The organism is Streptomyces sp. SYP-A7185 (genome assembly GCF_046103685.1).
In the GTDB taxonomy this organism is placed as follows: domain Bacteria; phylum Actinomycetota; class Actinomycetes; order Streptomycetales; family Streptomycetaceae; genus Streptomyces.
Genome location: NZ_CP122310.1, coordinates 1,060,527 through 1,083,950, shown reverse-complemented (window position 1 = coordinate 1,083,950; position 23,424 = coordinate 1,060,527). Strand labels below are relative to the sequence as shown.

Genomic DNA, 23,424 nt, shown 5'->3' with positions numbered 1-23,424 from the left:
GCACAACCGCGGTACGCCCACTCAACGGAACCGTGACCCTCCGGCGACCGGGCGGCGGAGACATTTCACGCAGGAATGAAAGACGTTGCTTACGCCTCAGCCCCACCTCCACAGTGGTCCGGCAACAGACATCGCAAACCGGGGAGAACGATGAGACGTACGAATGGTGTGGGCCGCGCGCTGCTTCCGGCGTTATTGACGGCGGCGATGGCCGGGGTCGTCGCACCCACCGCGGTGGCCGCCGGACCAGCGGCCTGCGCGTGGACACCGGCCGGTCTGCCGCTGCCCACGGGCGCCCTCACCGGCGACGTGGAGGCGGCCGACGGAAGCGGTGGGTACGCGGGCACGATTTCGTACGGCGCGGATTCCGCGCGGGGCGGCCGCGCGGTGCTGTGGAAGAACGGAGAATTGACCGACTACGGCAATCTGGCCGATCCCGCTTACCAGAACTGGGTCGAAGTCACCGGGGTGAACGTGACCGGGACGGTCGCGGGAAATGCGTACCGTGACGCGGACGGATATCCCAGTGCCATCCACTCGCGTGGCGGCAAGATGGAGCGACTGCCCGAGCTTCCCCGGGCCGAGAGCTCGACGGCGGAAGGCATCAACGCGCGCGGCGACATCGTCGGAGGCGTCGAGGTCACGGTCAACGGAGAGCCGACCCGCAGGCCGGTCATCTGGCCCGCGGACAAGCCCGGGACCGTGGTGAAACTGACCGGCTTCGCCGGCAAGCGGGCCACGGCCACCGGTATCGACCAGGACGGCACCGTGCTGGTCGAGGTCGACGGCGACGACGGCCGGGTGCCGTACCTGTGGAAGGACGGCCGGGCGCGCAAACTGCCTCTGCCCGCCGGCGCCTACGACGTCATCAACCGCGGCATAGCGAACGGCCGGGTCATCGGGCAGGTCTCCTACGACTCGGGGGACACCTCACGCGGCGTGCTGTGGGACCGCGACGGCCTGCCACGCGTCGTGGCGGGGGCCGACGACGTCCGGGGCATCAACCGCGACGGTCAGATCGTCGGGCGCACGGACGACCCCAGCTGGCACGAATTCGGCGTGTGGCAGCAGACGACGCTGGGACACACGCTGCGCTACGCCCCCGACCGTGGGCTGGAACTGCGGGCCTCCGGTGACGACGGCACGATCGCCGGGGGCAGCTGGACGATCCCCGGCGGCCGCAACGTGCCGACGGTCTGGACCTGCCGCTGAGCACTGCGCAGCTGCGCGCCGCCTCCTTGTGAGCTCCTTGTGAGCGCCGGAGCGCGGCATCGGCCCGGTCACCCGGGCGCACTTTCAAAGCTCCATCGGACGGGCAGGCGCATGGCGCCTGCCCGTCCGATCGTTGCGGCGGCCGCGTGGCCATGGCTCCGCCACGAGAGCGGCAGGACCCCCCTTCCCGGCCACTTGTGCGACCAGGTATCTTGCATCGCATGGAACCAGGTGATTCGACCAAGCAGGCGAGGGCAGCCGCCCAGCTGCGCAAGGGCGTCCTGGAGTACTGCGTGCTCGCCCTGATGCGAGACCGCCCCCGATACGGCGTGGAGCTGCTCCACGCCCTGGAGGACTCCGGCGCCCTGGCCACCAGTCAGGGCACGGTCTACCCGCTCCTCTCCCGGCTCCGCCGGGACGACCTGGTCACCACCACCTGGCAGGAATCCGCCTCGGGACCACCGCGTCGCTATTACGCGCTCACCGACAGCGGCCGCGCCGCGCTCGATGAGTTCACCCGCGTCTGGCCCGGATTCCGCAATGCCGTCGACGCCTTCCTGACCGCCCCCACCCCCCCCACCGGAGACCTCGCATGAAGACCTCAGCCGATCCCATACGCGACTACCTCTCGGCCGTCGAGCGCGAGGCCTCCGCACTCCCCGCCGACCGTCGCCAAGAACTCCTGGCCGATCTCGCCGAGCACATCGAGGTGACGCGCGCGGAGCGCCCCGAGACCACGACCGGCGAGATCCTGGCGGAGCTGGGGGACCCCCGCACCATCGCGGCGACGGCGCTGGCCGAGTCGGGACACGCCGCGGCCGGGGCCCCGGCCCGGGGCGGCGCCGACGTGCCCGCCCCGCGCGGAAAGGTGCACCCGCTGGTCCCGCTCCTGATGCTCACCGTCCCCTTCCTGCTCGCGATGCTCCTCCCGGACATCCCCGCCGTGCAGTTCTGCAGCACGGTGTTCCGTGTCGTCGGCGCGGTGCTGCTGTGCACCTCGGTGCACTGGACCACCGTCCAGAAGACCACCGGCGTGCTGCTCGCCGCCGTTCTGCCGACGGTCGCCATCAGCGTCTGGATCGCCTCCAGTGCCGTCCCGGAGGGCAGTACCCCGGCCCTCGTGGCGAACCTGACGATGCTCGCCCTGCTCGTGGGCACGGCGGCCTGGCTCTGGCGGACCCGCCGCGCCTGAAAGCGCTGCTCCCCGCACCTCCTGGAGCGAGCATCCGCAACCGAGTGAATCTTGATCAGAACACCGCCAGGCGCTCACGCAGAGTGAACGGGCGCAGCCATTCTGTTCCAGGAACCATCCCTGCCTCAGAACGGAATCCTCCTATGCGCATGCGTCGTTCGCTCGGACTTCTGGCCGTCACGGCCGTCATCACGCTCGCCGGTGGTGCGGGTACCGCCTACGCAGAGTCAGCTCCGCCGGCGCTTGGCCACGTTCAGGCCATGGGCATGGAGGGTGAGGACACCCTTCAGGTGGTCGACAACGCCGAAGAGCGCATCGTGGTCGGGGACGTCGTGGTCGAGGGCCGCGCCATCCGCGGCACGTGTGGCGGCTCCGCCTGCGGGCCCGGCTGGCTCTGAGTCTGCCCCGCGCAACCACGCCGGGGACCTGAAGTCCCGGTAGGCGCACGCTTCCTGGCCGCCGCGACGCGGCGGCCAGGCACATTTCAGGGCGCAGCCGCACAGGGCAAGCTCATGCGGACGGCCCTATCCCCGGCTCATGCGGACGACCGCGTAGGTCTCGCCGTCCCGGGGCGGGCGCGTCCAGGAGCGGGTGAGGAACGTGTGCAGCCGCCCGTGCGCGATGGCATGACGCGGCAGCGATACGCCGAACTCCCGGGCCGCCGCCTCCAGAAGAGACCGTTCCGCATGCGCGCCGTCCGGCCGTGTTCCGTCCGCCAGGGCGCCGAAGAACCGGCTCGGCTCCAAAGCCCGCGGTATCTCCCCGCTCTGCACCAACTCCCCGTCCGCGTAAGTGAACGCGTACTGCTCGGCCCCGTCTCGCGCCACCGAAAGGTGGAAGGACGGCCGCCCGTGCCCTGCCCTCAGGTCGCTCCACACCACCACCGCGCGGGTGCCCGCCGCGGCCGCCGCGGCGGGGGAGACGAACCGCTGCCGGTGGAACGGGGCGGGATCGCCGTCGAAGGCGAAGCTCCAGCCGGGCCCGGCCCGGCCGACCGCCATGAGGGCCCTGTCGTCGAAGGACGAGAACTCCTTTTGGTTCTCCCGCGCCCTGCGGCGCGCATCCCACCAGGTCATCGGCGGGTTCAACCCGATGCTGCTCCCTTCCCCGCCCTCCCCGCCTTCGCCGTCCGTGAGGCGTCCGGCCAGGTCCCGGGGCTCCACGCCCTCCACCAGCACGAACCGATAGGACGTGCGGTTGTTGCCCGGGTCCGGCTCCGCGAGCCAGGCCAGACCGCCCGGGTCGAGCCCGGCCGCCGGTGCGACCGCCGCTCCTGACTGACCGCCCCTCGGCGTGGACAGCAGCTCACGCCCGCGCTCCGGCGTGAGCAGCGGCCCGAGCAGGGGATCGGCCACCCACCCCAGCGGCGCCAGCTGATCCGGACCCAGCGGCGCCCAGAAGCGCAGATGGCCCAGCAGCGTCCGCCAGGCCCCGTCCGTGTCCCCCCACCGCGCCAGCTCCCGCGCCCGCTCGACGGCTTCCCCGAAGGGGCCGGGAGCCGTGTACCGGTACGTGCCGTTCCTCATGTGGCTCAACGTGGTGTGGGCGATTCCCATCAGTTCGTCGTCGGCGCCCGGCAGCTGGTACGCCAGCGTGGAGTCGTCCCGGTACGCGTGCGCCGCGTGCTCGGCCAGCAGCGCCGGGAGCAGCTCGGAGGCGTACGTCGGGTCCACCGCGAGCCCGCCGAAGTGCCCGCCGGAGGGCTGGCCGAGCAGACGGCTCAGCTGGTCCTTGAGCCCCGCGGCCCGCGGTCTGCCGTACCCCGCGGCCTCGTCCAGCATCCGCGCCGCCTGCTCCCAGCCGCCCCGCAAAGCCTCCAGGCGCGCCTCCTCCACCAGCGCGTCCAGCTCGCGCGTCGTGGCGTTGGCGAACACCGGCGCCCCGCCTCCCCGGCCCGCCCGCAGACTGTGGAACTCGCGGTACACGTCCTGCATGAAGTCGTGGAAGTTCGCGAACCGCCGGGGCGACGCGGCCCGCCAGCTCGCCCACGTGTACACGGGCCACTCACCGTCCTGGTCCACGTCCTCGGGGTCCATCAGGACGTAGAGGGCGTCGGACGCGACGTCGAGCTGGAGCCCGCGCCGCCAGATGTCCGCCTCGCGCCGCTCCTCGGGCCCCGCGTCCTCGTCCATGTACTCCTCGAACATGGCGCCGAGCCCCGAGTCGTCGTTGTGCCAGCGGGCCTCCTCGGTGCCCGCGAGGAGCCACACGAACCCGCCCGCATGCCGCCAGCCGTCACTGACCTCGAGGAACGCGCGGTACGACGGCGGCATCCGGACGCCCAGACGCTTCTCCAAGGCCACGATCCGTTCCTCGGGCGCGGGCGGGAACCCCAGCCAACGAGCTTGCCGCGCGGCCTCGTTGTCCTCGTACTGCGTCTCGTCGTCCGGCAGGGAATCCGCCCACTCCCCGCTCCACCGGAGCAGGAAGGACCGCCAGTCGCATGCCGTGGTGTGCGTCATGCGTCCGATGCTGTCACCCACCACTGACAGCGCCCGCGCCCGCTCTCGCCGACCCCTCGCACCCGGGGGAGTACGGGTGCGGTTGCGCCGGCCTCTGCCTACGGTGGATGTGCGGGCCGAGCGGACGGCGGGGTACTGACCTCGCCTACTGCGAGCGGCCGGAGCGTGGCGGTGCGAACGCATGGCCGCGCGTACGCATGGCGTCGCCCTCACGGGAGACTCGCGAGGGGTCAAGCGTCGCGACTACCGGAGGAGATCCTGATGCGCGCCCTTACCTGGCACGGCAAGCGAGACGTCCGTGTGGAGACCGTCCCCGATCCCGAGCTGCGGGACCCGACCGATGTCATCGTGCGGGTGACGTCCACCGGCATCTGCGGTTCCGACCTGCATCTGTACGAGATCCTGGGCCCTTACCTGGATCCCGGCGACATCCTGGGCCACGAGCCGATGGGGATCATCGAGGAGGTCGGCGCGGACGTCACCGAACTGGCCCCGGGCGACCGTGTGGTGGTTCCGTTCAACGTCTCCTGCGGGCACTGCCACATGTGTGACCGGGGCCTGCACTCGCAGTGCGAGACCACGCAGGTCAAGGAGCGCGGCATGGGCGCTTCCCTCTTCGGATACACCAAGCTCTACGGGCAGGTGCCCGGCGGGCAGGCGGAACTCCTGCGGGTGCCGTTCGGCAACACCCTGCCCATCAAGGTGCCGGAAGGCCCCGCGGACGACCGCTTCGTCTTCCTCTCCGACGTGCTGCCCACCGCCTGGCAGGCCGTGGAGTACGCCGACATCCCGCCCGGCGGCACGGTGACCGTCCTCGGCCTTGGCCCGATCGGCATCATGGCCGCACGCATCGCCCTCCACCGCGGCGCGAGCCTCGTGGTGGGAGTGGACCTGGTGCCCGAGCGGCTCAGCCGTGCGCACGCGGACGGGGTCAAGGCCCTGGACCTGCGCCGCCACGGCAAAGACCTCGGCGACACGATCCGCGATCTGACGGACGGACGCGGTACGGACGCCGTCATCGACGCCGTCGGCATGGAGGCGCACGGCGCGCCGCTGGCGAAGGCCGCCCAGTGGGGCGTGGGCCTGCTGCCCGACGCGCTGGCCGAGAAGTTCATGGACCGGGCCGGCCTCGACCGGCTCAACGCCCTGTACTCGGCGATCGACATCGTCCGCCGCGGCGGCACCGTCTCCGTGGTCGGCGTCTACGGCGGCGCGGTCGACCCCCTGCCGCTGCTGACCATGTTCGACAAGCAGATCCAGCTGCGCATGGGCCAGGCGAACGTCAAGCACTGGGTGGGCGACATCCTGCCGCTCCTCACCGACGAGGACCCGCTGGGGGTCGACGACTTCGCCACCCACCACATGACCCTGGAAGAGGGCCCGAAGGCGTACCAGATGTTCCAGGACAAGGAAGACGGAATGATCAAGACACTGCTGAGGCCCTGAGCTTCACGGAGCCGGCAGCGGCGCTGGGGCGAGCCAACTGGGCTCGCCCCACCGCTGCTGCCGTCAGGTCCGTCCCGGGCGAAGGGGGTGTGCGCTATGGCAGCGGCGTCAGGACGAAGCCGCTGCGGGGTGCCGTCGGCATGCGTCGCAGGGGGATGGCGAGGTCCTGGTCGGGCACGTCGTAGCGCAGGGCGGCCAGCTTGGGGACGAGGGTTTCGAGGACCGTCAAGGTGACGTCCTCACCGGGGCAGCGATGGTTGGCGGCGGGGTCGCCGCCGCCCTGGGGCACCAGTTCGTCCCGCTCGGGCTCGCGGCCCACGAAGCGGCCGGGGTCGAAGGTGTAGGGCTCGGTCCAGAGCCGCGGGTCGTGGTTCTGCCCGTACAGATCGAGCAGGACCATGCTGCCCACGGGGATGTCCTGCCCGTCCCAGAGCAGATCGACCGCGGCCAGGCCGCCGATGAAGGGGGCGAAGGGGTAGAAGCGCCGGACCTCGTGGGCGAAGGCGCGTGCGTAGGCCCGGTCGCCGTCGGCGAGGAGCTTGCGATGCTCGGGCCAGCGGTGCAGCGCGTGCGCGGCGAAGGTCAGGAACCAGCTGACCGCCACCGTCGGGCGCAGCACGTTCAGGACCTCGACCGCCGCGGTCTTCGGATCCAGTGGATTCCCGTCGGCGTCACGGTGGGCGGCCACGGCCGCCAGGACCGAACCCTCGGGGGCCGCTTGTGCCCCGCTCCTGACCTCTTCGACGAGGTGGGCCAGCCGTGCCTCCTGACGGCTGCGGGCGCGGCGGGCCCTCAGGTGGCGGGGTCCGGCCGAGGCGAACCCGTCGACCATGGCCACGAGATCGCGGGCCATCTCCTCGGCCTCGCCGTCGTCGAAGGGGATGCCGGACCAGGCGCAGACCGCGCGGGTGAGCAGCAGGCTCGACTCGTCGAAGAGCACGACGTCGTCGCGGCGGGTCCACCGGTCCCGGGCGAGCTCCCACTCGACCGCGAGGCGGTCGGTCAGGGCGTCGAGGCCGCCCCGGTCCTTGAGCAGGGACATGAACAGGGATTTTCGGACCTGATGGGGCCGGCCGTCGAGCGTGTGCACGGCTCCGCGGCCGAAGAGCGTGTCGAGGACGGGCGCGGGCAGCGCGCCGTGCCGCTCGATGTGGCTCTCCTCGTAGAAGAAGCGCACGGCTTCGGGGCCGTGGATGGCCACGGCGTTCTTGCCCATGAGGCGGGTTTGCACCGGCTTGCCATGGCTACGGCGGCGCCGGTCGGGCAGCCACGCGTATCCCTGGGTCATCAATGCCAAGGTGCTGTCGAACACGTATGAACTCCGTCCTGCTGAACCGGGTGCTGAGACGCACGGGTATCCCGACGCTGACGTGCGGAAACGCACGAAGCCGGGAGAGGGCGGCCGTCAGGCGCCGGGGCGCTGGACGTCTTCTTGCGCGTCCTCGTCCGGGGACAGCGCGTCGGCCGCCTCGCCGTCCTTGCCGCGCCGTTCGCCGTCGTCAAGGACGGCCGTCTCGGCGTCCTCCGCCTCGTGCAGCACCTCCTCGGCGGCCGTGTCGGGGGTCTTGCCGTCCTGCGTGTGATGGTGCTTGTGGCTGGCGGTGCTCATGGGTCTCCTCACGTGTGCGGTGCCCGCCGAGTTATGTGTGCGCCCGGCGAGTCACGTGTGCGGGCCCGCCGGGCGGGACGGCGGGCCCACTTGCTTGCCGGCGGGTGCGGCGGCCGTCGGTCAGTGGCCGAGGGCCTTGGCCAGCTGCTGCTTGGTCATCGACGACCGTCCGTCGATGTTGCGCTTCTTGGCCTCCGCGTACAGCTGGTCCTTCGTCGGTCCCTGCGATCCGCTGTGCGAGCGTTCACCGCCGCGCTGCGACGCGGACTTCTTGTCCTGCGTGGAGGTCTTGCTCGCCGTCTTCGACTCTCCGGAGCGCGCCCGCTCCTTGTTCACGGTGCGAGCCGCGATCTCCTTCGCACGGCCCTCGGAGGTACCGCGCTTCTCCGCGCCTTCCTTGATGTGCTCGTACTGGCGCTCACGCTTCTTGCTGGAACCCTGCGGCATGACGTACTCCTTCCAGACCGTCCGCGGTCCACCGGACGGGCTGTCCGATGGGTGTGCGATGTGTGTCCGATGGGCTTTCGCGTACCCGTCGGCGGGTCTCTCATCCGGTCCCTCCGTCCAGCCCTTCTCGTGCCCCCCATGTCACCCTCGCCGGCGGCCGAGCGCACGCTGGGCGGCCACGGCGGCGGTGTGGACGGGGCCACGGGCGCGCAGGGCGGAGCGGGCGGCGTTGGCTCCCGGCGCGCCGTGCACGCCGCCGCCGGGATGCGCCGACGCCGAGGCCAGGTACAGGCCGGAGACCGGGGTTTCGGGGCGGCCGGTGCCCGGCGTGGGGCGGAAGAGGAGCTGCTGGTGCAGGGCGGCGGTCCCGCCGTTGATCGCACCGTCGTGCAGGTTGGCGTCGGCGGCCTGGAGGGTGGGCGGGGAGAGGATGCGACGGCCGCGGATCCGCTCGCGGAAGCCCGGTGCGTACCGCTCGACCTGTTCCTCCATCCGGTCGGCCATGGCCTCCGTCGCGCGCTTGTTCCACCGGTCGGTGATGCCGTCGTCGCCGGCGTCACCCCGCACCTCGTGCGGCACGTGGGTGTAGGCCCACGCGGACTCCGTGCCGGCGGGGGAGCGCGAGGGGTCCGCGGTGGTCATCTGGCCGAAGAGCAGGAACGGGCGATCGGGCACCTGACCGGTCGCCAGCTGGGCGGCGAAGCGGGTGAGGGCGTCGACGCCGTCGGCGATGTGGACGGTTCCGGCGCCCGCGGCCTCGGACGCGGTCCACGGAACGGGCCTGTCCAGGGCCCAGTCCACCTTGAACGTGGCGAAGTCCCAGGTGAAGCGGCGCAGGTCCTCGCGCACGCGCGAGGGCAGATGCTGTTCGCCGACCAGGTCGCGGTACAGATGGGGCGCCGAGACGTCGGCCAGCACGGCGTGCCGGGCCCGCTGCGCGTCGCCGTCGGCGGTACGCACGCCGAGCGCCCGGCCGCCGCGTACGACCACTTCGGTGACCCGCTGCCCGCAGCGCACGCTGCCGCCGCGGTCCCGCAACCGTGCCACCAGGGCATCGGTCAGCGCTCCGGCACCGCCGACGGGCACCGGGAAGCCGTGGCTCTGGCCGAGCATCGACATCAGCCAGCCGAACCCGCCGCTGCCCGCGGCCTCCGGGGCGAGGTCGGCGTGCAGGGCGTTGCCCGCGAGCAGCAGCCTGCCGCCCTCTCCGGTGAACTTCTCCACGCCGAGCCTGCGCACCGGAAGCAGCATCTCGCGCACGAACCGCAGTCCGCCCGCGGCCCGTACCCGCGCGGCGAGCGCGGCACCGGCACGCACGGGCGGGAACGGCGTGAAGAGCGCGTCCAGTACGGGACCGCCCACCTGCTCCCAGCCCCGGCACAGGTCCAGCCAGGCCTCCCCGTCGCCGGGCGCGAAGCTCTCCAGGTTCGCGGCCGTGGTCTCGGGGTCGCGATCGAGCACGGCGCACCGGCCGTCCGGCAGCGGGTGCGCCAGGACGTGCGGGGCATGGCTCCAGCGCAGGCCGTAGCGGTCAAGGCCGAGGGAGGCGACGATCGGCGAGGCGGCGGCCAGCGGATAGAACGCGCTGAACATGTCGCTCACGAACTCCGGGTCGACCCCGCGGTCGCTGCGCACCGCGCCGCCCGGCTCGTCCTGCTCCTCCAGGACCGTCACTTCCCATCCCGCGTCGGCCAGCAGGTTCGCGGCGACCAGGCCGTTGGGTCCGCTGCCGATCACCACCGCGTCAGACATGGACGGCGTCCCCGTCCCGCTCGGGCTGCGACTGTTCGACGACGCGGGCCAGCTGTGCCAGCAGGCGGCGGTGGCGCAGCTGCAACAGGGCGTCGAACGCGCTGTTGTGCAGGGCGCCGCCCACGCCGCGCAGCGGGTGCTCGTCCAGGATGACCAGCGTGTGCTCGCCCCACGGCCGGATGTCGAAGGCGATGCGTGCGGTGCCGAGCGGCCCGCTGTACGCCTCGAGCTCCAGAATGCGCGGAGGCTCGTGGCGGCGTACGACGGTGAACCCCTCGAACTCCTTGGGGCCGATGCGCACCGTGTAGTTGAGGGTGGAACCCGTCTTCGGCCAGTCGCCTTCGCCCGGGGACGTGGAGTGCGTGCCGGTCACCCATTCGTGGAAGCGGGACTCGTCTTCGAGCACCGCCCACAGGGCGTGCGGTGGGCGGCGGACGAGCTGGTGCCGTACTGCCATGGCTCCTCCAGAGGGTGTGCCGTGCGTCTGTTTGCCTGCATTGTTTTGCCTGAATTGCCGACGGCATTGCTTGAACTTCTGCCGGCGCGAGCGCCGTGTCGGCCGGGACCGCCTGTCCGCCCGTCCGTCTGACCGCCGCTGATCGTCGCGCGGGGATCGGGTGACCACCTGTGCCCGGTTTACACCCCCTTCCCCGGTGTGGACCTGATCGCCGACCGTCGCGTGTGGCGTCGCGCGGTGACGGGTACCCCAGCCGCACCGCCGCGCGGGAGCCGGGCGGGGCAGGGGCGAATCAACGCAGGGGCGAATCAACGAAGGGAGCCGCACCGGTGGCTGCTGACCTGGACAGGGTTGTCGTGATCACGGGGGCATCGAGCGGGGTCGGCCGCGCCAGCGCGCTGGCGTTCGCCGCACGCGGGTGTTCGCTCGTGCTCGCCGCGCGACGGGCGCAGGTGCTGGAGGAAGTCGCCGAGGAGTGCCGTACGCGCCACGGCGCCCGCACGCTGGTGGTGCCCACGGATGTGACGGACGCCGAAGCGGTCGACCATCTCGCGCAGCGGGCCGTCACCGCGTTCGGGCGGATCGACGTGTGGCTCAACGACGCCGCGGTGGCGGCCTTCGGAGCGCTGGAGGACATCCCGCGGGAGGTGTTCCGGCAGGTCGTCGACGTGAACGTGCTCGGCTGCGTGAACGGCGCGCGCGCCGCCCTCGCGGTGATGCGCGGGCAGCGCCACGGCACGATCGTCAACATGTCCTCCGTGGTCGGCGCCGCGGTCGTCCCGTACAACACTCCCTATGTGCTGTCCAAGGCGGCGGTACGGGCGCTGGGCGGCACCCTGCGCCAGGAGCTGCGGCTCGCGGGGCAGCACGGCATCCACGTCTGCACGGTGCTCCCGGCGACCATGGACACCCCCTTCTTCCGGGATGCGGCCAACTACTCGGGGCGGGCGGTGACCCCCATGGCCCCCGTGTACACCCCGGAGCGCGCCGCGAAGACCGTGGTGCGGCTTGCGGTGAAAGCGCGCAGGGAGGCATATGTGGGGCCCGCGGGCCAAGCCCTCGGGATCCTGTCGAAACTGACCCCGCCGCTCGTGGAGCGCGTACTGGCCCACCAGATGGACCGCGCGCACCTCTCCCGCGAGCACGCCGCCGAGCCCACCGACGGGAACGTCCTGGAGCCGTCCGCCGACCCGGCCTCGGTGGGCGGCGGCTGGCACGGCCACCGGCGCACCGCCCTGCGCAGGCTCGGCGCCGCGGGCCTCGTGGCGGGGCTGGGGGCCGGAGCCGTCTACGTACGCAAGGCGGGCGCCGCGGGCTAGGCAAACCCGGAAGAAGAGAACCTGGCGCAGGAAACCTGGAAACCCTGGAAACCCTGGAAACCCTGGAAACAAGGGAACCCGGAAGCGAGGGAGGGCGGCGGCAGGAGCCCCCCGGACAGCGGAGTGTTTCGCCCACCACACAAGGGAAATCCGAACAGCATGGATCATTCAGAAGCTCCTGTGCTCGACGCTCTCAGGGCCTATCAAGAACAGGAGCACCTGCCTTTCACTCCGCCCGGCCACAAGCAGGGCCGGGGTGCCGACCCACGCGTGCGGGCCGTGCTGGGTGACGCCCTCTTCGGCGCGGACGTGCTTGCCGTGTCCGGCCTGGACGACCGCACCATGTCGGAGGGAATTCTGGCGCGGGCGCAGGAACTGATGGCCGACGCGGTGGGCGCCGAGCACACCTTCTTCTCGACGTGCGGCAGCTCGCTTTCGGTCAAGGCCGCCATGCTGTCCGTCGCCGGGCCCCACGAAAAGCTGGTGGTGGGCCGCGACGCCCACAAATCGGTCATCTCAGGGCTGATCCTCGCCGGCATCCGCCCGGTGTGGGTCGACCCCCAGTGGGATCCCGAACTGCACCTGGCCCACCCTCCGTCCCCTGAGGCGTTCCGGGCCGCGCTGGACGAGCACCCCGATGCCCGGGGGGCGCTGCTCACCAGCCCCACGCCGTACGGCACCTGCGCGGACATGGCGGCCATCGCGACGCTGTGCCACGAGCGGGGCGTGCCGCTGATCGTGGACGAGGCGTGGGGGGCCCATCTGCCCTTCCACCCCGACTTGCCCACCTGGGCCATGGACGCCGGCGCCGACGTGTGCGTGACGTCGGTGCACAAGATGGGTGCCGGGCTCGAACAGGGGTCGGTCTTCCACCTCCAAGGCGATCTGGTCACCGCGCCGACCCTCGCCGCCTGCGCCGACCTGCTGCACACCACGAGCCCGTCCGTCCTCGTCTACGCCGCCCTCGACGGATGGCGGCGCCAGATGGTGGAGCAGGGCCGGGGGCTGCTGGACGAGGCCCTGGCGCGGGCTCGCCGCGTACGCGCGGCCATCGAGGACATCGAGGGCCTGCACGTCAACGACCGCGACGACTTCTGCGGTGAGGGGCGCGCCTTCGACCTGGACCCCTTCCAGATCTTCATCGACCTGGACGAGGTCAAGTTCAACGGCTACGACGCCGCCGACTGGATGCGCCGCCACCACCGGATCAACCTGCACACCTCCGACCACCGGCGCATCAACGCCCAGCTCACCCACGCCGACGACGACACGACGACCGCACGGCTCCTCGACGGTCTGCGCGACCTGGTCGCCCACGCCGACGAGCTGCCGCCCGCCCCGGACATCCGGGTCCCGGCCCCCGGTGACCTCCGCCTCCGGCAGGTGTCCCTCCCGCGTGACGCCTTCTTCGGTGAGGTCGAGCAGGTGCCCGCGGAACAGGCGGTCGGCAGGACGTGCGCGGAGATGCTCACGCCCTACCCGCCGGGGATCCCGGCGGCTCTGCCGGGCGAACGGCTCGACCAGGCCGTGGTGGACTACCTCCGGACCGGAGCCGATGCGGGGATGCTCATTCCCGACGCCGTCGACGCGACCATCGGCACGATCCGCGTGTCCGTGCACGACGTGGACGCTGACTGAGGCGTTGAGCCGCTGAGCTGCCGGGCCGCCTGCCCGGCCGCCGAGAGCAACTGACCGCCCGCATAACGGGGTTGTGCGCAGGGGCTGTCACCTGGCGGGCCCACGCCTACGCTGAGAGGGAGCAGTGGGCGCGGATTGTGCCGCGCGCGCCGCAGCGACGAAGGCGTGGGCGCGATGGGCTCCACGGTCCGGGAACTCCTGGACAGGCTGCACGCGGTGGCGGGTGAAGAGGGGCGCCGGGCGTGGGCCAAGGCCTGCGCGGATGCCCTGGGCCTCGGCGGGGTCGCCGTCACCTTGGGGCAGGAGCTGGTGTGGTTCAGCGACGCCGCCAGCGCACGCCTCGAAGACCTGCAGTTCGTCCTGGGGCAGGGCCCCGGCCTGCTGATGCAGGGCGAGGCGACGCTGCGCGAACTGCCCGACCTCGAACGGCTGCTGGACCGCCAGTGGCCGCAGTACGCCGCCGAGGCGGAGGAGCTCGGGGTCGCGGCCCTCTTCGTCTGGCCCGTGCACATCGGCACCGTGCAGATAGGCACGATGACCGGTTACCGGCGGACGGCGGGTCCGCTCACGCAGGAGCAGGCCGCGGAGGGCTGGCTGGTCGCCGACGCGCTCGCCCAGCACGTACTGAACCACTGGCCGACCGGCAACGGCAACGGCAACGGCCCCGGCCACGTGGGGGCCGTGGACCTGCACCGGGCCGAGGTGCACCAGGCCACGGGCGTGCTCAGCGAACGGCTCGGTGTGTCGCCGGCCGAAGCCCTGGACCGGCTGCGTGCCCGGGCCTTCGCGTCGGGGCTGCCCCTGGTGGACGCCGCCCACGCCCTCATCCGGCAGGAACTGCCGCGATGACCGCGATGACCGCGATGACCGCGATGACCGCGATGACCGCGATGACCGCGATGACATCGAGCAGCCCGGTCCGCCGCACGGGCCACGCTCCGCGCGGGAGCGAAGGAGTATGCCCATGAGCAGGGAACAGCACATCGCCCGCACTTTCGTGGAACTGGCCGACACCCTGGTGGACGACTTCGACGTCGTCGACTTCCTGCACCAGATGACGCTCCGCTGCCGGGAGCTCCTCGACGTCACCGACGCGGCGGTGTTCCTGGCGCACCCCGGCACGCAACTGCACACCCCCGCGCCCTGCGACCCCGGCCCCGCCCTGCTGCGCGTACTGGAAATCGCGTGCAGCGAAGGTCCCGCCGTGGACGCCCACGCGGCGGCGCAACCCGTCACCGAGCCCAGCCCGGCCGACGCGGAGGCACGCTGGCCGCAGTTCACCCTCCAGCTCCGGAACGCCGGCTACGGCCGTGCCACCGCGGTGCCGATGCGCTTACGCCAGGACAACGTCGGCAGCCTCCTGCTGCTGCACACGGGAGACGAGCCCTTGAACGCCGAGGATGCCGCCCTGGCCCAGGCGCTCGCCGACGCCGCCACCATCGGCCTGGTCCAGGCCCGCACCATCCGCCAGCAGCACACCGTCAACGAACAGCTCCACACCGCCTTGCAGAGCCGCATCGTCATCGAGCAGGCCAAAGGCGTCCTCGCGGCCCGCAGCAACATCACCCTCAACCAGGCGTTCGAGTCCCTGCGCCGCCATGCCCGGAACCACCGCATCCTGCTCAGCGAGGTCGCGCGCGACGTCATCGACACCGGCTTCACGCCCGCCACCGTGCCCGGGCGCCCCGGAGCCCCTGACCCGAACCGCTGATCGCGCGGCCGCGGGCGGGGCGGCGCGTCGCGCGGGGCTCCCGGCTCGGGCTCCTGGTGCTGCCGGATGCGGTGGTTCGTGGTGTTCTGTTGTGCATGGGTAGCTCCGAAGAGCACAGTTTCGCTGGTCAGGTGGGTTCACCCGGGCCCGGGTCCGGATCAGGCACGGGGAACGGGCCCGAAGCGGAGGCGGACAGCCGGCGCTGGTGGGCACTGGCCGTGATCGCGCTGGCGCAGCTGATGGTCGTCCTGGACGCGACCATCGTGAACATCGCCCTGCCCTCGGCGCAGCGGGAACTGGGCCTCACCAACGGCAACCGCCAGTGGGTCATCACCGCCTACACCTTGGCCTTCGGCGGTCTGCTGCTGCTCGGCGGCAGGATCGCCGACCTGGTGGGGCGCAAGCGGACGTTCATCGTCGGTCTTGTCGGCTTCGCCGCCGCCTCGGCCCTGGGCGGCGCGGCCACGGGCCCCGGCATGCTCTTCGCCTCCCGGGCCCTCCAAGGCGTGTTCGCGGCGGTTCTCGCCCCCTCGGCCCTGTCGCTCCTGACCACCACCTTCAGCGACGGCAAGGAGCGGGCGAAGGCATTCGGCATCTACGGAGCCATCGCGGGCGCCGGCGGCGCGCTGGGACTCCTCCTCGGCGGAATCCTCACCGAGTACCTGGACTGGCGCTGGTGCCTCTACGTCAACGTGCCCATCGCCGCGCTCGCCGTCTTCGGCGCCCTCTCCCTCCTCCACGACCGCGCCGGACACAGGGAAGCCAAGCTGGACATCCCCGGCGTGATCCTCGGCTGCGGTGGACTCATCGCCGTGGTGTACGGCCTCAGCGAGGCCGAGTCGCGCGGCTGGACGTCGGCCATGGTTCTCGCCCTGCTCGTCGGCGGCGCCGCTCTCCTGGCGGTGTTCACCTGGTGGCAGTCGCGCGCGGCGCATCCGCTGCTTCCGCTGCACATCGTCAAGGACCGCAACCGCGGCGGCTCGATGCTCACCATGGGCCTGGCCACGATCGGCATGTTCGGCGTGTTCCTGTTCATGACCTACTACCTTCAGAGCATCCTGGGGTACTCGCCGGTGAAGACCGGCTTCGCCTTCCTGCCCATGTCGCTCGCGATCATCATCGGGTCGACGCAGATCTCGGCCCGGCTGCTCCACCACGTGCCCCCGCGACTCCTGATGGGCCCCGGACTGCTGCTGGGAGCGGCCGGACTGTTCACGCTGACCTTCCTCGGCACCCATTCGAGTTACGCCGGGCACATCCTGCCCGGCATGCTGATGCTGGGCCTCGGCCTGGGCCTCACCTTCATGCCCGTCATGGCGACCGCCACGGCGGGAGTGGCCCCGAAGGACGCCGGCGTCACCTCGGCGACCGTCAACACCGCCCAGCAGGTGGGGGGTTCGGTCGGCACGGCCCTGCTCAACACCATCGCGACGACGAGCACCGCCACATACGTCACCTCCCACCTGGGGGAGGCGCAACGCACCGGGCAGCTGACGCCCCGGGCGAAGGCCGCGATCCTCGACTCCGGCGTGGTCCACGGCTTCACCGTCGCCACCGGCTGGGCCGCCCTGATCATGCTGGCCGCCTCCGCGGTCGCCTTCGTCCTGGTCAACGCCCGCGCCCCACGCCACCGCGAAACACCACCGGCCCCCGAGGCCACGTCGGTCTGAGCGGGAGCCGGGGGCGCGGCGGAAGTGATGCCGCCGGCATGACCACGGCGGGATGTCAGGGCCCCGGTCATCCCCGGGACGTTGGCCGGAACGCCGGGTTTTCCCCGACGGCGGCAGGGCACCCGTCAGCCTCCGTCGGACAAGGCGTGACGTACCCAAGGGGTGACGTACATGAGGAAAGCGCGGAGGACGAAGGCAAGGCGTTGGGGGAAGGCCGCCGGCATGACCGGGAAGGCCGCCGGTAGGACAGGGAAAGCCGCCGGCATGACAGGGAAAGCCGCCGGCATGACGGGGAAGGCCGCCGGTCTGACGGCGGCGATCAAGACCGTCGGCCCGAAGACGGCCGCGACGGCCGTGGGGACGAAGACGGCGACGAAGACCGCCGGGACGGGCGCGGCCGCGAAAGCCGTCAGCGCGTCGACGGCGACCGCGGTGGCCGCGGCAGGGGCCGCGGTGTATCTGCGGGCCAGGAAAGCGGCCCGCGCCGAGGGGACGCAGGAGGGCCCGTGGCACGTCGTGACGGTCGGGCGGCCGCGCGCCGAGCTGATGCCTGACGGCAAGCTGCCGCCCCCGCTGGACGGACTGGGGGACGGCGTCGAGATCCGGGCCGCCGACGCGCCCGGCGGACGCGGCACCGAGATCGCGGCCCGGCGAACGGCGCCGCGCGGAACCGCCGAAGGTCTGCGCTCCATGGCCGGCTCGTCGACGGACCAGCAGATCCGCGAGGCCCTGCGCGAGTTCAAGCAACTGACCGAGACGGGCGAGGTGTTGCGGACCGAAGGCCAGCCCGCCGGACGCCGGAAGCCGGGCGGTATGCCACTGGGCCTTGCCGCTCGCCGCGCACGCAAGGAGGGCCTGCTGTGAAGGCGTTGTGCTGGACCGGGGTCGGTGACCTGTCCGTCGAGACGGTCCCGGAACCGACGATCCTCAACGACCAGGACGCGATCGTGAAGGTCACCGCCAGCTCCGTGTGCGGCTCCGACCTCCATCTGATCAACGGGTACGTGCCCGCCATGCGCGCCGGAGACGTCATCGGCCACGAGTTCGTGGGCGAGATCGTCGAGACCGGGCCCGGAGTGCACCGGCACCAGGTCGGCGACCGCGTCGTGGTCTGCTCGATCCTCGGCTGCGGTCGCTGTCGGCCGTGCGAGGAGGGCTGGTGGTCGCTGTGCGAGAACTCCAACCCGCAACCGGCCTTCACCGAGGTCGCCTACGGCCAGCCGACCGCCGGCATCCTCGGCTACTCGCACGCGATGGGCGGCTTCGCCGGCAGCCACGCCGAGTACATCCGCGTACCCTTCGCCGATCAGGGCGCCTTCGCCGTGCCCGGGCAACTCACGGACCAACAGGCGGTGTTCGCCTCCGACGCGGTGCCGACCGGATGGATGGGCGCGGACCTCGGCGGGGTCACACCCGGTGACGTGGTGGCGGTCTGGGGCGCGGGCGGCGTGGGCCAGATGGCGGCGCGCGCCGCGTCGCTGCTCGGCGCCGAGAAGGTCATCGTCATCGACCGCCTGCCCGAGCGCCTGGCGCAGGCGGAGCAGTACTGCGGAGCCACCACCACCCTCGACTACTCCGAGGTCGATGTCGGCCCCGCCTTGCGGGAGTTGACCGGAGGACGCGGCCCCGACGTATGCATCGAGGCCGTGGGCATGGAAGCCCACAAGAAGGGACCGCAGTACGCCTACGACCGGTTCAAGCAGGCACTGCGGCTCCAGACGGACCGCTCGGTCTCGCTGCGCGAGGCCATCCACGCCTGCCGCAAGGGCGGCACGGTCTCCATCCTGGGCGTCTTCGGCGGCGTGCTCGACAAGTTCCCGCTCGGCGCGGCCATGAACAAGGGGCTGACCTTCCGCATGGGGCAGCAGCACGGCCAGCGCTACATCCCGATGCTGCTCGAACGCATGGCGGCGGGCGAGATCGACACCGGCCACCTGGCCACCCACCCCATGCCGCTCTCCGAAGGACCTGACGGCTACCGGATGTTCCAGGAGAAGAAGGACGGCTGCGTACGAGCCGTGTTCCTGCCCCATGGATGAGCGTACGGCGGCTTTCCGGGCACGGGGCGCCTGTGTTCGGGGCTCGGCGGACGGAGTGGCGAAGAGCACGGTGAAGGAGACCGCGGTGGGGGCGTGCCCGTGAGGGAACGTGCGATCGGGGCGAGCCCGTGAAGGAAAGGCGCGATCGGGGTGAGCCCGCGAAATGGGCCCCGATCGAGGCCGGCTTCCGCGGGCTCGCCCGCCTGCGCGGCGCTCCCGCGCTGCACCCGCTGGGACTGACCTGCACGGCCGAACTCGACGTCCTCGCGGCCTCAGGGACATGATCCAACCGGAGGGAGGGATGTCAGCAGGAGGTGTCAGGCCCGGGAGAGGGCGAAGGAGATCAGGAAGCCGCTGACGGTGACCAGGCCTACCGCCAGGTGGGCCCGGTCGAACGCCTCGGGAATCATCGTGTCGGACACCATGGCCAGGATGGCGCCGCCCGCCACTGCCGTCACGACGGCGACCGCGGCCTCGGAGAATCCCCCGACCACCGTGTAACCCAGGATCGCGGAGAGGGTACTGGCGGCGGCGATGCCGCCCCAGACACCGAACACGTAGCCCTTGCTCCGGCCGGCCTCCCGCATGCCGGCGGAACTGGACAGCCCCTCGGGGATGTTGCTGATGAACACCGCGGCCACGGTGGCGGTCCCGACCGCCCCGCCGTCGAGCAGTCCGACCCCGATCACCGCGGACTCCGGTACGCCGTCGAGCAGCGCGCCCAGCGCCAGAGCGAGACCCGAACCGGAGCTCTGCTCCTCGGAGGGCTGTGTCTGACCGCGGTGGTGCCCCGACCGTTTGCGATGACGGGCGCCCTTGCGGGCCAGCCAGACGTTACCCAGGGTGTAGGCCGCCGCTCCGGCCAGGGTTCCGCCGACCGCCGGACCGAGCCCGCCCTGCCGGTAGGCCTCGTCGACCAGCTCGAAGGAGACCGCGGCCAGCAGGACCCCGGCACCGAAAGCCATCACCAGGGCGATGACCTTGCGCGGCACGCGCAGCCGGTAGCCGACCGCGGCCCCCAGCAAGAGGGCCGAACCTCCCAGCAGCCCCCATCCTCCCGCCTGCACCACCACTGGCATACGGTCCGACCCCTCTCCTCGTCATCCCGCCGTCCCGACCGGACCGGTGGGCGGCGTACCTTCCGCCTCGCGAGTACCAGCAGCACGCCTTCTCACACGGCTCACCTCCGATGGCCGCTTTCGAGGGTGTGTTCGTGTCACGCGCGGGTACTCCGGCAGACCGTTCAGCCCGCCGCGTGCCCGGGCCGTCGCCGTGGGGCACGCACGCAGCGCGAGGAGCCGAGAGACAGTGACTGACACAGCGAGCACGGGATCACCGGCGGACGACCCCCGCCCGGTCCTCACCGACCGCCAGGGCCACCCGGTCTACGACAACCAGAACCAGCGCACGGTCGGCGCGAGGGGCCCGGCCACCCTCGAGAACTACCACTTCCTGGAGAAAATCAGCCACTTCGACCGGGAGCGCATACCCGAGCGCGTGGTCCACGCGCGCGGTGTCACCGCCTTCGGCCACTTCGAGGCGTACGGGAAGTGGGGCGACGAGCCGATCGACCGCTACACCCGGGCCAAACTGTTCCAGGAGCACGGCAAGCGCACCGATGTCGCCGTGCGGTTCTCCACGGTCATCGGCGGCCGTGACTCCTCCGAGGCGGCCCGCGACCCGCGCGGCTTCGCCGTGAAGTTCTATACGGAGGACGGCAACTGGGACCTCGTCGGCAACAACCTCGGCGTGTTCTTCATCCGGGACGCCGTGAAGTTCCCCGACGTCATCCACGCGCTCAAGCCGGACCCGGTCTCGCACGAACAGAAACCCGCCCGCATCTTCGACTTCATGTCGCAGACGCCCGAGTGCATGCACATGCTGGTGAACCTGTTCAGCCCGCGCGGCATCCCCGCGGACTACCGGCACATGCAGGGCTTCGGCGTGAACACCTACAAGTGGGTGAACGCCGACGGCGGCACCGTCCTCGTCAAGTACCACTGGATGCCCCGGCAGGGCGTCCGCAGCATGACGGAGGAGGACGCGGCCAACGTCCAGGCCGGCGAACTCGGCCATGCCACGAAGGACTTGTACGAGGCCATACGGCGCGGTGATCACCCGGAGTGGGAGCTGCTCGTCCAGATCATGGAGGACGGCGACCATCCGGAGCTGGACTTCGACCCGCTCGACGACACCAAGACGTGGCCGGAGCAGGAGTTCCCGCCCCGGGCGGTCGGCCGCCTGGTGCTCGACCGCACCGCCGACGACTACTTCGGCCAGAACGAACAGATCGCGTTCGGCACCGGCGTCCTGGTCGACGGCCTCGACTTCTCCGACGACAAGATGCTGGTCGGCCGGACCTTCTCGTACAGCGACACCCAGCGCTACCGAGTGGGCCCCAACTACCTGCAACTCCCCGTCAACCAGGCGAAGAACGCCGAGGTGCGCACCAACCAGCGCGACGGGGCCATGGCCTACGACAACCGGGCGGCCAACGAGAACCCGGAGGTCAACTACGAGCCCTCGATCACCGGCGGCCTGCGCGAGGGGCAGTACCCGACGCACGACGAACAAGGGCCGGAGATCCGGGGGCGTCTGACGCGTAAGCGGATCCCGCGCGCCAACGACTATCTGCAGGCCGGCCAGCGCTATCTGCTCCTGGAGGACTGGGAGCGGGACGACCTCGTACACAACTTCGTGGACCTGATCTCGCAGTGCGAACGGGCGGTCCAGGAGCGCATGGTCTGGCACTTCCTGCTGGTCGAGAACGATCTGGGGCTGCGTGTCGGCGAGGGACTGGGCATCGGCCCGTCCGACGTGTCACATCTGGAACCGCTGGCCGGCCAGACGCTGACGGACGAGGACCGCAAGCGCCTGGAACACCTGGGGGACAATCCGCCGCGTGACGTGTCCGGACTGACCATGACCCACTGCGTGCCGGACGAACGCCATGTGGTGACCAGGTGACACCGGGCGAGGGCAGTGCCGCAATGACCACGAACCATCGCAGCGCGCATGAGGCCCGTACGCCCGTCCAGCAGGGGACACCGTTGGTCCCGGAGGGGCCATCTACCTGGTGTTGTGGCTGTACGGCCTGTTCGTGGGCCACGACAGCAGCGCCAACTTCGTCCCGCTGAACACCCCGGACGACTGGCTGCACTTCGCACTGGGCCTCGGCATGATCGCGCTGGGCGCCCTGCTCACCCGCGACCGGGCTTCCGCTTCCGCTTCCGCGAGGAGGTGACACCGGCGCCGTCACTCGCACGCCCGGCACGCACCCGGTGCTGAACGCACAGCCGCGAAGCACAGCCAAGGATGCGCAGCCAAGGAAGCACAGCCCAAAGAGCGCAGTCATCGGCCGTGGCTGGAGGGATGGCGACATCCCTCCGGACACGGCTCCGTCATCTGCGGGTCGGCGCCGGTGCAGACGACGTGGCGTCCGACGGCCGCCGAAGGCCGTGCAGCCACAGGAAAGTCCTGCGGCTGCCGCAGGGATCAGGCGGGTTGTCCCGTGAACGGTGCGGTGATTGGCTCGTGCGCGTTCCCCCGTACGACTCGTTGCCCGGAAGGCGACCGCCGCCGATGACCGACCCCCTGCCGATCTGCCTCGTCCAGTCGGCCGCCCATCACCACGCCGACGTCGCGGCCCCGGACGCCTTCGAGGCGGAGGTCCGCCGCGTCACCCGCATCCACCCGGGCGCCCGCCTCCTGGCCTTCCCCGAGCTGCACCTGTGCGGTCACCGGCCTGACGAGGACCCGGCGACGGTGATGACGGCAGCGGCCCAGCCCTTGGACGGCCCGCGTGGCGCCCGGCTCGCCGCGCTCGCCCGCGAGTCCGGGGTGTGGCTCGTGCCCGGCAGCGTCTACGAGCGCGGCGACGACGGCCGGATCTACAACACCGTGCCGGTGTATTCGCCCGAGGGCGTACGGGTCGCCGCGTACCGGAAGATGTTTCCCTGGCGGCCCTACGAGACCACGGCCTGCGGCACCGAATTCGTCGTCTTCGACATCCCCGGGCACGGGCGCGTGGGCCTGTCCATCTGCTACGACGCGTGGTTCCCCGAAGTCACCCGGCATCTGGCGTGGCAGGGCGCCGACCTGGTCCTCAACCTGGTGCGCACGCCCACCGTCGACCGCGCCCAGGAAATCGTCCTGGCACGGGCCAACGCGATCGTGAACCAGGTCGCCATGGCGAGCGTCAACGCGGCACAGCCCGACGGCATCGGCCGCAGCGTCGTCGTCGACCCCGAGGGACGGATACGCGCCGAAGCCGAGTCGGCCACCGGGCAGATCGTGACGGACGTCCTCGACCTCACGGAGGCTCACCGGGTCCGCACCCACGGCACGGCGGGCCTCACCCGAGTCTGGGACCCTTTCGCCGAGGGGCAGGCACCACTCGAACTACCGCTGTACGAGGGCCGAATCGACCCGGCACGGTGGCGGCGAGGTCTCCCGGACGGCCCACGTTAG

The 23,424-nt window shown here is 71.5% G+C and carries 23 protein-coding genes; 16 read left to right on the top strand and 7 right to left on the bottom strand.

What is annotated here, in order from left to right:
• Positions 1 to 150: 150 nt before the first annotated feature.
• The 4 genes from QBL25_RS04640 (at position 151) to QBL25_RS04625 (ending at position 2,802) form a co-directional block, all read left to right on the top strand.
• Positions 151 to 1,212: a hypothetical protein gene (locus QBL25_RS04640; RefSeq protein WP_409055687.1), complete on the top strand. Its 1,062-nt coding sequence runs from the start codon at positions 151 to 153 to the stop codon at positions 1,210 to 1,212.
• 221 nt (positions 1,213 to 1,433) lie between these two features.
• Positions 1,434 to 1,808, top strand: coding sequence for a PadR family transcriptional regulator (locus QBL25_RS04635; RefSeq protein WP_409055686.1), 375 nt, complete (start codon positions 1,434 to 1,436; stop codon positions 1,806 to 1,808).
• Complete coding sequence (locus QBL25_RS04630) at positions 1,805 to 2,404, top strand: HAAS signaling domain-containing protein (protein WP_409055685.1); 600 nt, start codon at positions 1,805 to 1,807, stop codon at positions 2,402 to 2,404. The genes QBL25_RS04635 and QBL25_RS04630 overlap by 4 nt, the downstream gene beginning before the upstream one ends.
• Positions 2,405 to 2,664: 260 nt before the next feature.
• Positions 2,665 to 2,802, top strand: a complete 138-nt coding sequence (locus tag QBL25_RS04625) for a hypothetical protein (RefSeq protein WP_409055684.1) — start codon at positions 2,665 to 2,667, stop codon at positions 2,800 to 2,802.
• A gap of 126 nt (positions 2,803 to 2,928) precedes the next feature.
• On the opposite strand, the gene QBL25_RS04620 is transcribed toward QBL25_RS04625, so the two are convergent.
• Positions 2,929 to 4,866, bottom strand: coding sequence for an SMI1/KNR4 family protein (locus QBL25_RS04620; RefSeq protein ID WP_409055683.1), 1,938 nt, complete (start codon positions 4,864 to 4,866; stop codon positions 2,929 to 2,931).
• Positions 4,867 to 5,127: 261 nt separating this feature from the next.
• Here QBL25_RS04620 and QBL25_RS04615 point away from each other — a divergent pair, with 261 nt between their 5' ends.
• Positions 5,128 to 6,312, top strand: coding sequence for a zinc-dependent alcohol dehydrogenase (locus QBL25_RS04615; RefSeq protein ID WP_409055682.1), 1,185 nt, complete (start codon positions 5,128 to 5,130; stop codon positions 6,310 to 6,312).
• 94 nt (positions 6,313 to 6,406) lie between these two features.
• Here the strand turns inward: QBL25_RS04615 and QBL25_RS04610 are convergent, their stop codons facing one another.
• From QBL25_RS04610 to QBL25_RS04590, 5 genes are all read right to left on the bottom strand, one after another.
• Entirely contained in the window at positions 6,407 to 7,624 is a 1,218-nt protein-coding gene (locus tag QBL25_RS04610; RefSeq protein ID WP_409055681.1) for a cytochrome P450, read from the bottom strand.
• Between the two features lie 93 nt (positions 7,625 to 7,717).
• Positions 7,718 to 7,921: a hypothetical protein gene (locus QBL25_RS04605; RefSeq protein ID WP_409055680.1), complete on the bottom strand. Its 204-nt coding sequence runs from the start codon at positions 7,919 to 7,921 to the stop codon at positions 7,718 to 7,720.
• A 120-nt stretch (positions 7,922 to 8,041) separates the two neighbouring features.
• On the bottom strand, positions 8,042 to 8,368 hold the full coding sequence (locus QBL25_RS04600) for a plasmid stabilization protein (RefSeq protein ID WP_409055679.1): 327 nt from the start codon (positions 8,366 to 8,368) through the stop codon (positions 8,042 to 8,044).
• A 141-nt stretch (positions 8,369 to 8,509) separates the two neighbouring features.
• On the bottom strand, positions 8,510 to 10,120 hold the full coding sequence (locus QBL25_RS04595; protein WP_409055678.1) for a phytoene desaturase family protein: 1,611 nt from the start codon (positions 10,118 to 10,120) through the stop codon (positions 8,510 to 8,512).
• A complete protein-coding gene (locus QBL25_RS04590) occupies positions 10,113 to 10,577 on the bottom strand; it encodes an SRPBCC family protein (protein WP_409055677.1) in 465 nt (154 codons plus the stop codon). The genes QBL25_RS04595 and QBL25_RS04590 overlap by 8 nt, the downstream gene beginning before the upstream one ends.
• 329 nt (positions 10,578 to 10,906) lie before the next feature.
• Here QBL25_RS04590 and QBL25_RS04585 point away from each other — a divergent pair, with 329 nt between their 5' ends.
• The 8 genes from QBL25_RS04585 to QBL25_RS04550 all read left to right on the top strand — a co-directional run bounded on the left by QBL25_RS04585 (position 10,907) and on the right by QBL25_RS04550 (position 19,238).
• Complete coding sequence (locus tag QBL25_RS04585; RefSeq protein WP_409055676.1) at positions 10,907 to 11,896, top strand: SDR family NAD(P)-dependent oxidoreductase; 990 nt, start codon at positions 10,907 to 10,909, stop codon at positions 11,894 to 11,896.
• A gap of 159 nt (positions 11,897 to 12,055) precedes the next feature.
• The gene (locus QBL25_RS04580) at positions 12,056 to 13,534 is read left to right on the top strand and encodes an aminotransferase class I/II-fold pyridoxal phosphate-dependent enzyme (RefSeq protein ID WP_409055675.1); all 1,479 of its coding nucleotides are present in this window, start codon (positions 12,056 to 12,058) and stop codon (positions 13,532 to 13,534) included.
• 174 nt (positions 13,535 to 13,708) lie between these two features.
• Positions 13,709 to 14,383, top strand: a complete 675-nt coding sequence (locus QBL25_RS04575; protein WP_409055674.1) for an ANTAR domain-containing protein — start codon at positions 13,709 to 13,711, stop codon at positions 14,381 to 14,383.
• 115 nt (positions 14,384 to 14,498) lie between these two features.
• Positions 14,499 to 15,245 (top strand): ANTAR domain-containing protein, encoded by a 747-nt coding sequence (locus QBL25_RS04570; protein WP_409055673.1) that lies wholly within the window; start codon positions 14,499 to 14,501, stop codon positions 15,243 to 15,245.
• Between the two features lie 95 nt (positions 15,246 to 15,340).
• The gene (locus tag QBL25_RS04565; RefSeq protein WP_409055672.1) at positions 15,341 to 16,915 is read left to right on the top strand and encodes an MFS transporter; all 1,575 of its coding nucleotides are present in this window, start codon (positions 15,341 to 15,343) and stop codon (positions 16,913 to 16,915) included.
• A gap of 264 nt (positions 16,916 to 17,179) precedes the next feature.
• On the top strand, positions 17,180 to 17,779 hold the full coding sequence (locus tag QBL25_RS04560) for a hypothetical protein (protein ID WP_409055671.1): 600 nt from the start codon (positions 17,180 to 17,182) through the stop codon (positions 17,777 to 17,779).
• The gene (locus QBL25_RS04555) at positions 17,776 to 18,954 is read left to right on the top strand and encodes a zinc-dependent alcohol dehydrogenase (RefSeq protein ID WP_409055670.1); all 1,179 of its coding nucleotides are present in this window, start codon (positions 17,776 to 17,778) and stop codon (positions 18,952 to 18,954) included. The genes QBL25_RS04560 and QBL25_RS04555 overlap by 4 nt, the downstream gene beginning before the upstream one ends.
• 128 nt (positions 18,955 to 19,082) lie before the next feature.
• Positions 19,083 to 19,238, top strand: a complete 156-nt coding sequence (locus QBL25_RS04550; RefSeq protein WP_409055669.1) for a hypothetical protein — start codon at positions 19,083 to 19,085, stop codon at positions 19,236 to 19,238.
• Positions 19,239 to 19,271: 33 nt separating this feature from the next.
• On the opposite strand, the gene QBL25_RS04545 is transcribed toward QBL25_RS04550, so the two are convergent.
• On the bottom strand, positions 19,272 to 20,033 hold the full coding sequence (locus QBL25_RS04545) for a ZIP family metal transporter (protein WP_409055668.1): 762 nt from the start codon (positions 20,031 to 20,033) through the stop codon (positions 19,272 to 19,274).
• 229 nt (positions 20,034 to 20,262) lie between these two features.
• Here QBL25_RS04545 and QBL25_RS04540 point away from each other — a divergent pair, with 229 nt between their 5' ends.
• The 3 genes from QBL25_RS04540 (at position 20,263) to QBL25_RS04530 (ending at position 23,424) form a co-directional block, all read left to right on the top strand.
• The gene (locus QBL25_RS04540) at positions 20,263 to 21,921 is read left to right on the top strand and encodes a catalase (RefSeq protein ID WP_409055667.1); all 1,659 of its coding nucleotides are present in this window, start codon (positions 20,263 to 20,265) and stop codon (positions 21,919 to 21,921) included.
• Positions 21,922 to 22,021: 100 nt separating this feature from the next.
• Positions 22,022 to 22,198 (top strand): DUF4383 domain-containing protein, encoded by a 177-nt coding sequence (locus tag QBL25_RS04535; RefSeq protein ID WP_409062546.1) that lies wholly within the window; start codon positions 22,022 to 22,024, stop codon positions 22,196 to 22,198.
• Between the two features lie 338 nt (positions 22,199 to 22,536).
• The gene (locus QBL25_RS04530; protein ID WP_409055666.1) at positions 22,537 to 23,424 is read left to right on the top strand and encodes a carbon-nitrogen hydrolase family protein; all 888 of its coding nucleotides are present in this window, start codon (positions 22,537 to 22,539) and stop codon (positions 23,422 to 23,424) included.

What these genes read in the sequence shown, in the direction of transcription:
- QBL25_RS04640 (WP_409055687.1), top strand. Translation starts at nt 151, where the DNA reads ATGAGACGTACGAATGGTGTGGGCCGCGCGCTGCTTCCGGCGTTATTG.
- QBL25_RS04635 (WP_409055686.1), top strand. Translation starts at nt 1,434, where the DNA reads ATGGAACCAGGTGATTCGACCAAGCAGGCGAGGGCAGCCGCCCAGCTG.
- QBL25_RS04630 (WP_409055685.1), top strand. Translation starts at nt 1,805, where the DNA reads ATGAAGACCTCAGCCGATCCCATACGCGACTACCTCTCGGCCGTCGAG.
- QBL25_RS04625 (WP_409055684.1), top strand. Translation starts at nt 2,665, where the DNA reads ATGGGCATGGAGGGTGAGGACACCCTTCAGGTGGTCGACAACGCCGAA.
- QBL25_RS04620 (WP_409055683.1), bottom strand. Translation starts at nt 4,866, where the DNA reads ATGACGCACACCACGGCATGCGACTGGCGGTCCTTCCTGCTCCGGTGG.
- QBL25_RS04615 (WP_409055682.1), top strand. Translation starts at nt 5,128, where the DNA reads ATGCGCGCCCTTACCTGGCACGGCAAGCGAGACGTCCGTGTGGAGACC.
- QBL25_RS04605 (WP_409055680.1), bottom strand. Translation starts at nt 7,921, where the DNA reads ATGAGCACCGCCAGCCACAAGCACCATCACACGCAGGACGGCAAGACC.
- QBL25_RS04600 (WP_409055679.1), bottom strand. Translation starts at nt 8,368, where the DNA reads ATGCCGCAGGGTTCCAGCAAGAAGCGTGAGCGCCAGTACGAGCACATC.
- QBL25_RS04595 (WP_409055678.1), bottom strand. Translation starts at nt 10,120, where the DNA reads ATGTCTGACGCGGTGGTGATCGGCAGCGGACCCAACGGCCTGGTCGCC.
- QBL25_RS04590 (WP_409055677.1), bottom strand. Translation starts at nt 10,577, where the DNA reads ATGGCAGTACGGCACCAGCTCGTCCGCCGCCCACCGCACGCCCTGTGG.
- QBL25_RS04580 (WP_409055675.1), top strand. Translation starts at nt 12,056, where the DNA reads ATGGATCATTCAGAAGCTCCTGTGCTCGACGCTCTCAGGGCCTATCAA.
- QBL25_RS04575 (WP_409055674.1), top strand. Translation starts at nt 13,709, where the DNA reads ATGGGCTCCACGGTCCGGGAACTCCTGGACAGGCTGCACGCGGTGGCG.
- QBL25_RS04570 (WP_409055673.1), top strand. Translation starts at nt 14,499, where the DNA reads ATGAGCAGGGAACAGCACATCGCCCGCACTTTCGTGGAACTGGCCGAC.
- QBL25_RS04565 (WP_409055672.1), top strand. Translation starts at nt 15,341, where the DNA reads ATGGGTAGCTCCGAAGAGCACAGTTTCGCTGGTCAGGTGGGTTCACCC.
- QBL25_RS04560 (WP_409055671.1), top strand. Translation starts at nt 17,180, where the DNA reads ATGACAGGGAAAGCCGCCGGCATGACGGGGAAGGCCGCCGGTCTGACG.
- QBL25_RS04545 (WP_409055668.1), bottom strand. Translation starts at nt 20,033, where the DNA reads ATGCCAGTGGTGGTGCAGGCGGGAGGATGGGGGCTGCTGGGAGGTTCG.
- QBL25_RS04530 (WP_409055666.1), top strand. Translation starts at nt 22,537, where the DNA reads ATGACCGACCCCCTGCCGATCTGCCTCGTCCAGTCGGCCGCCCATCAC.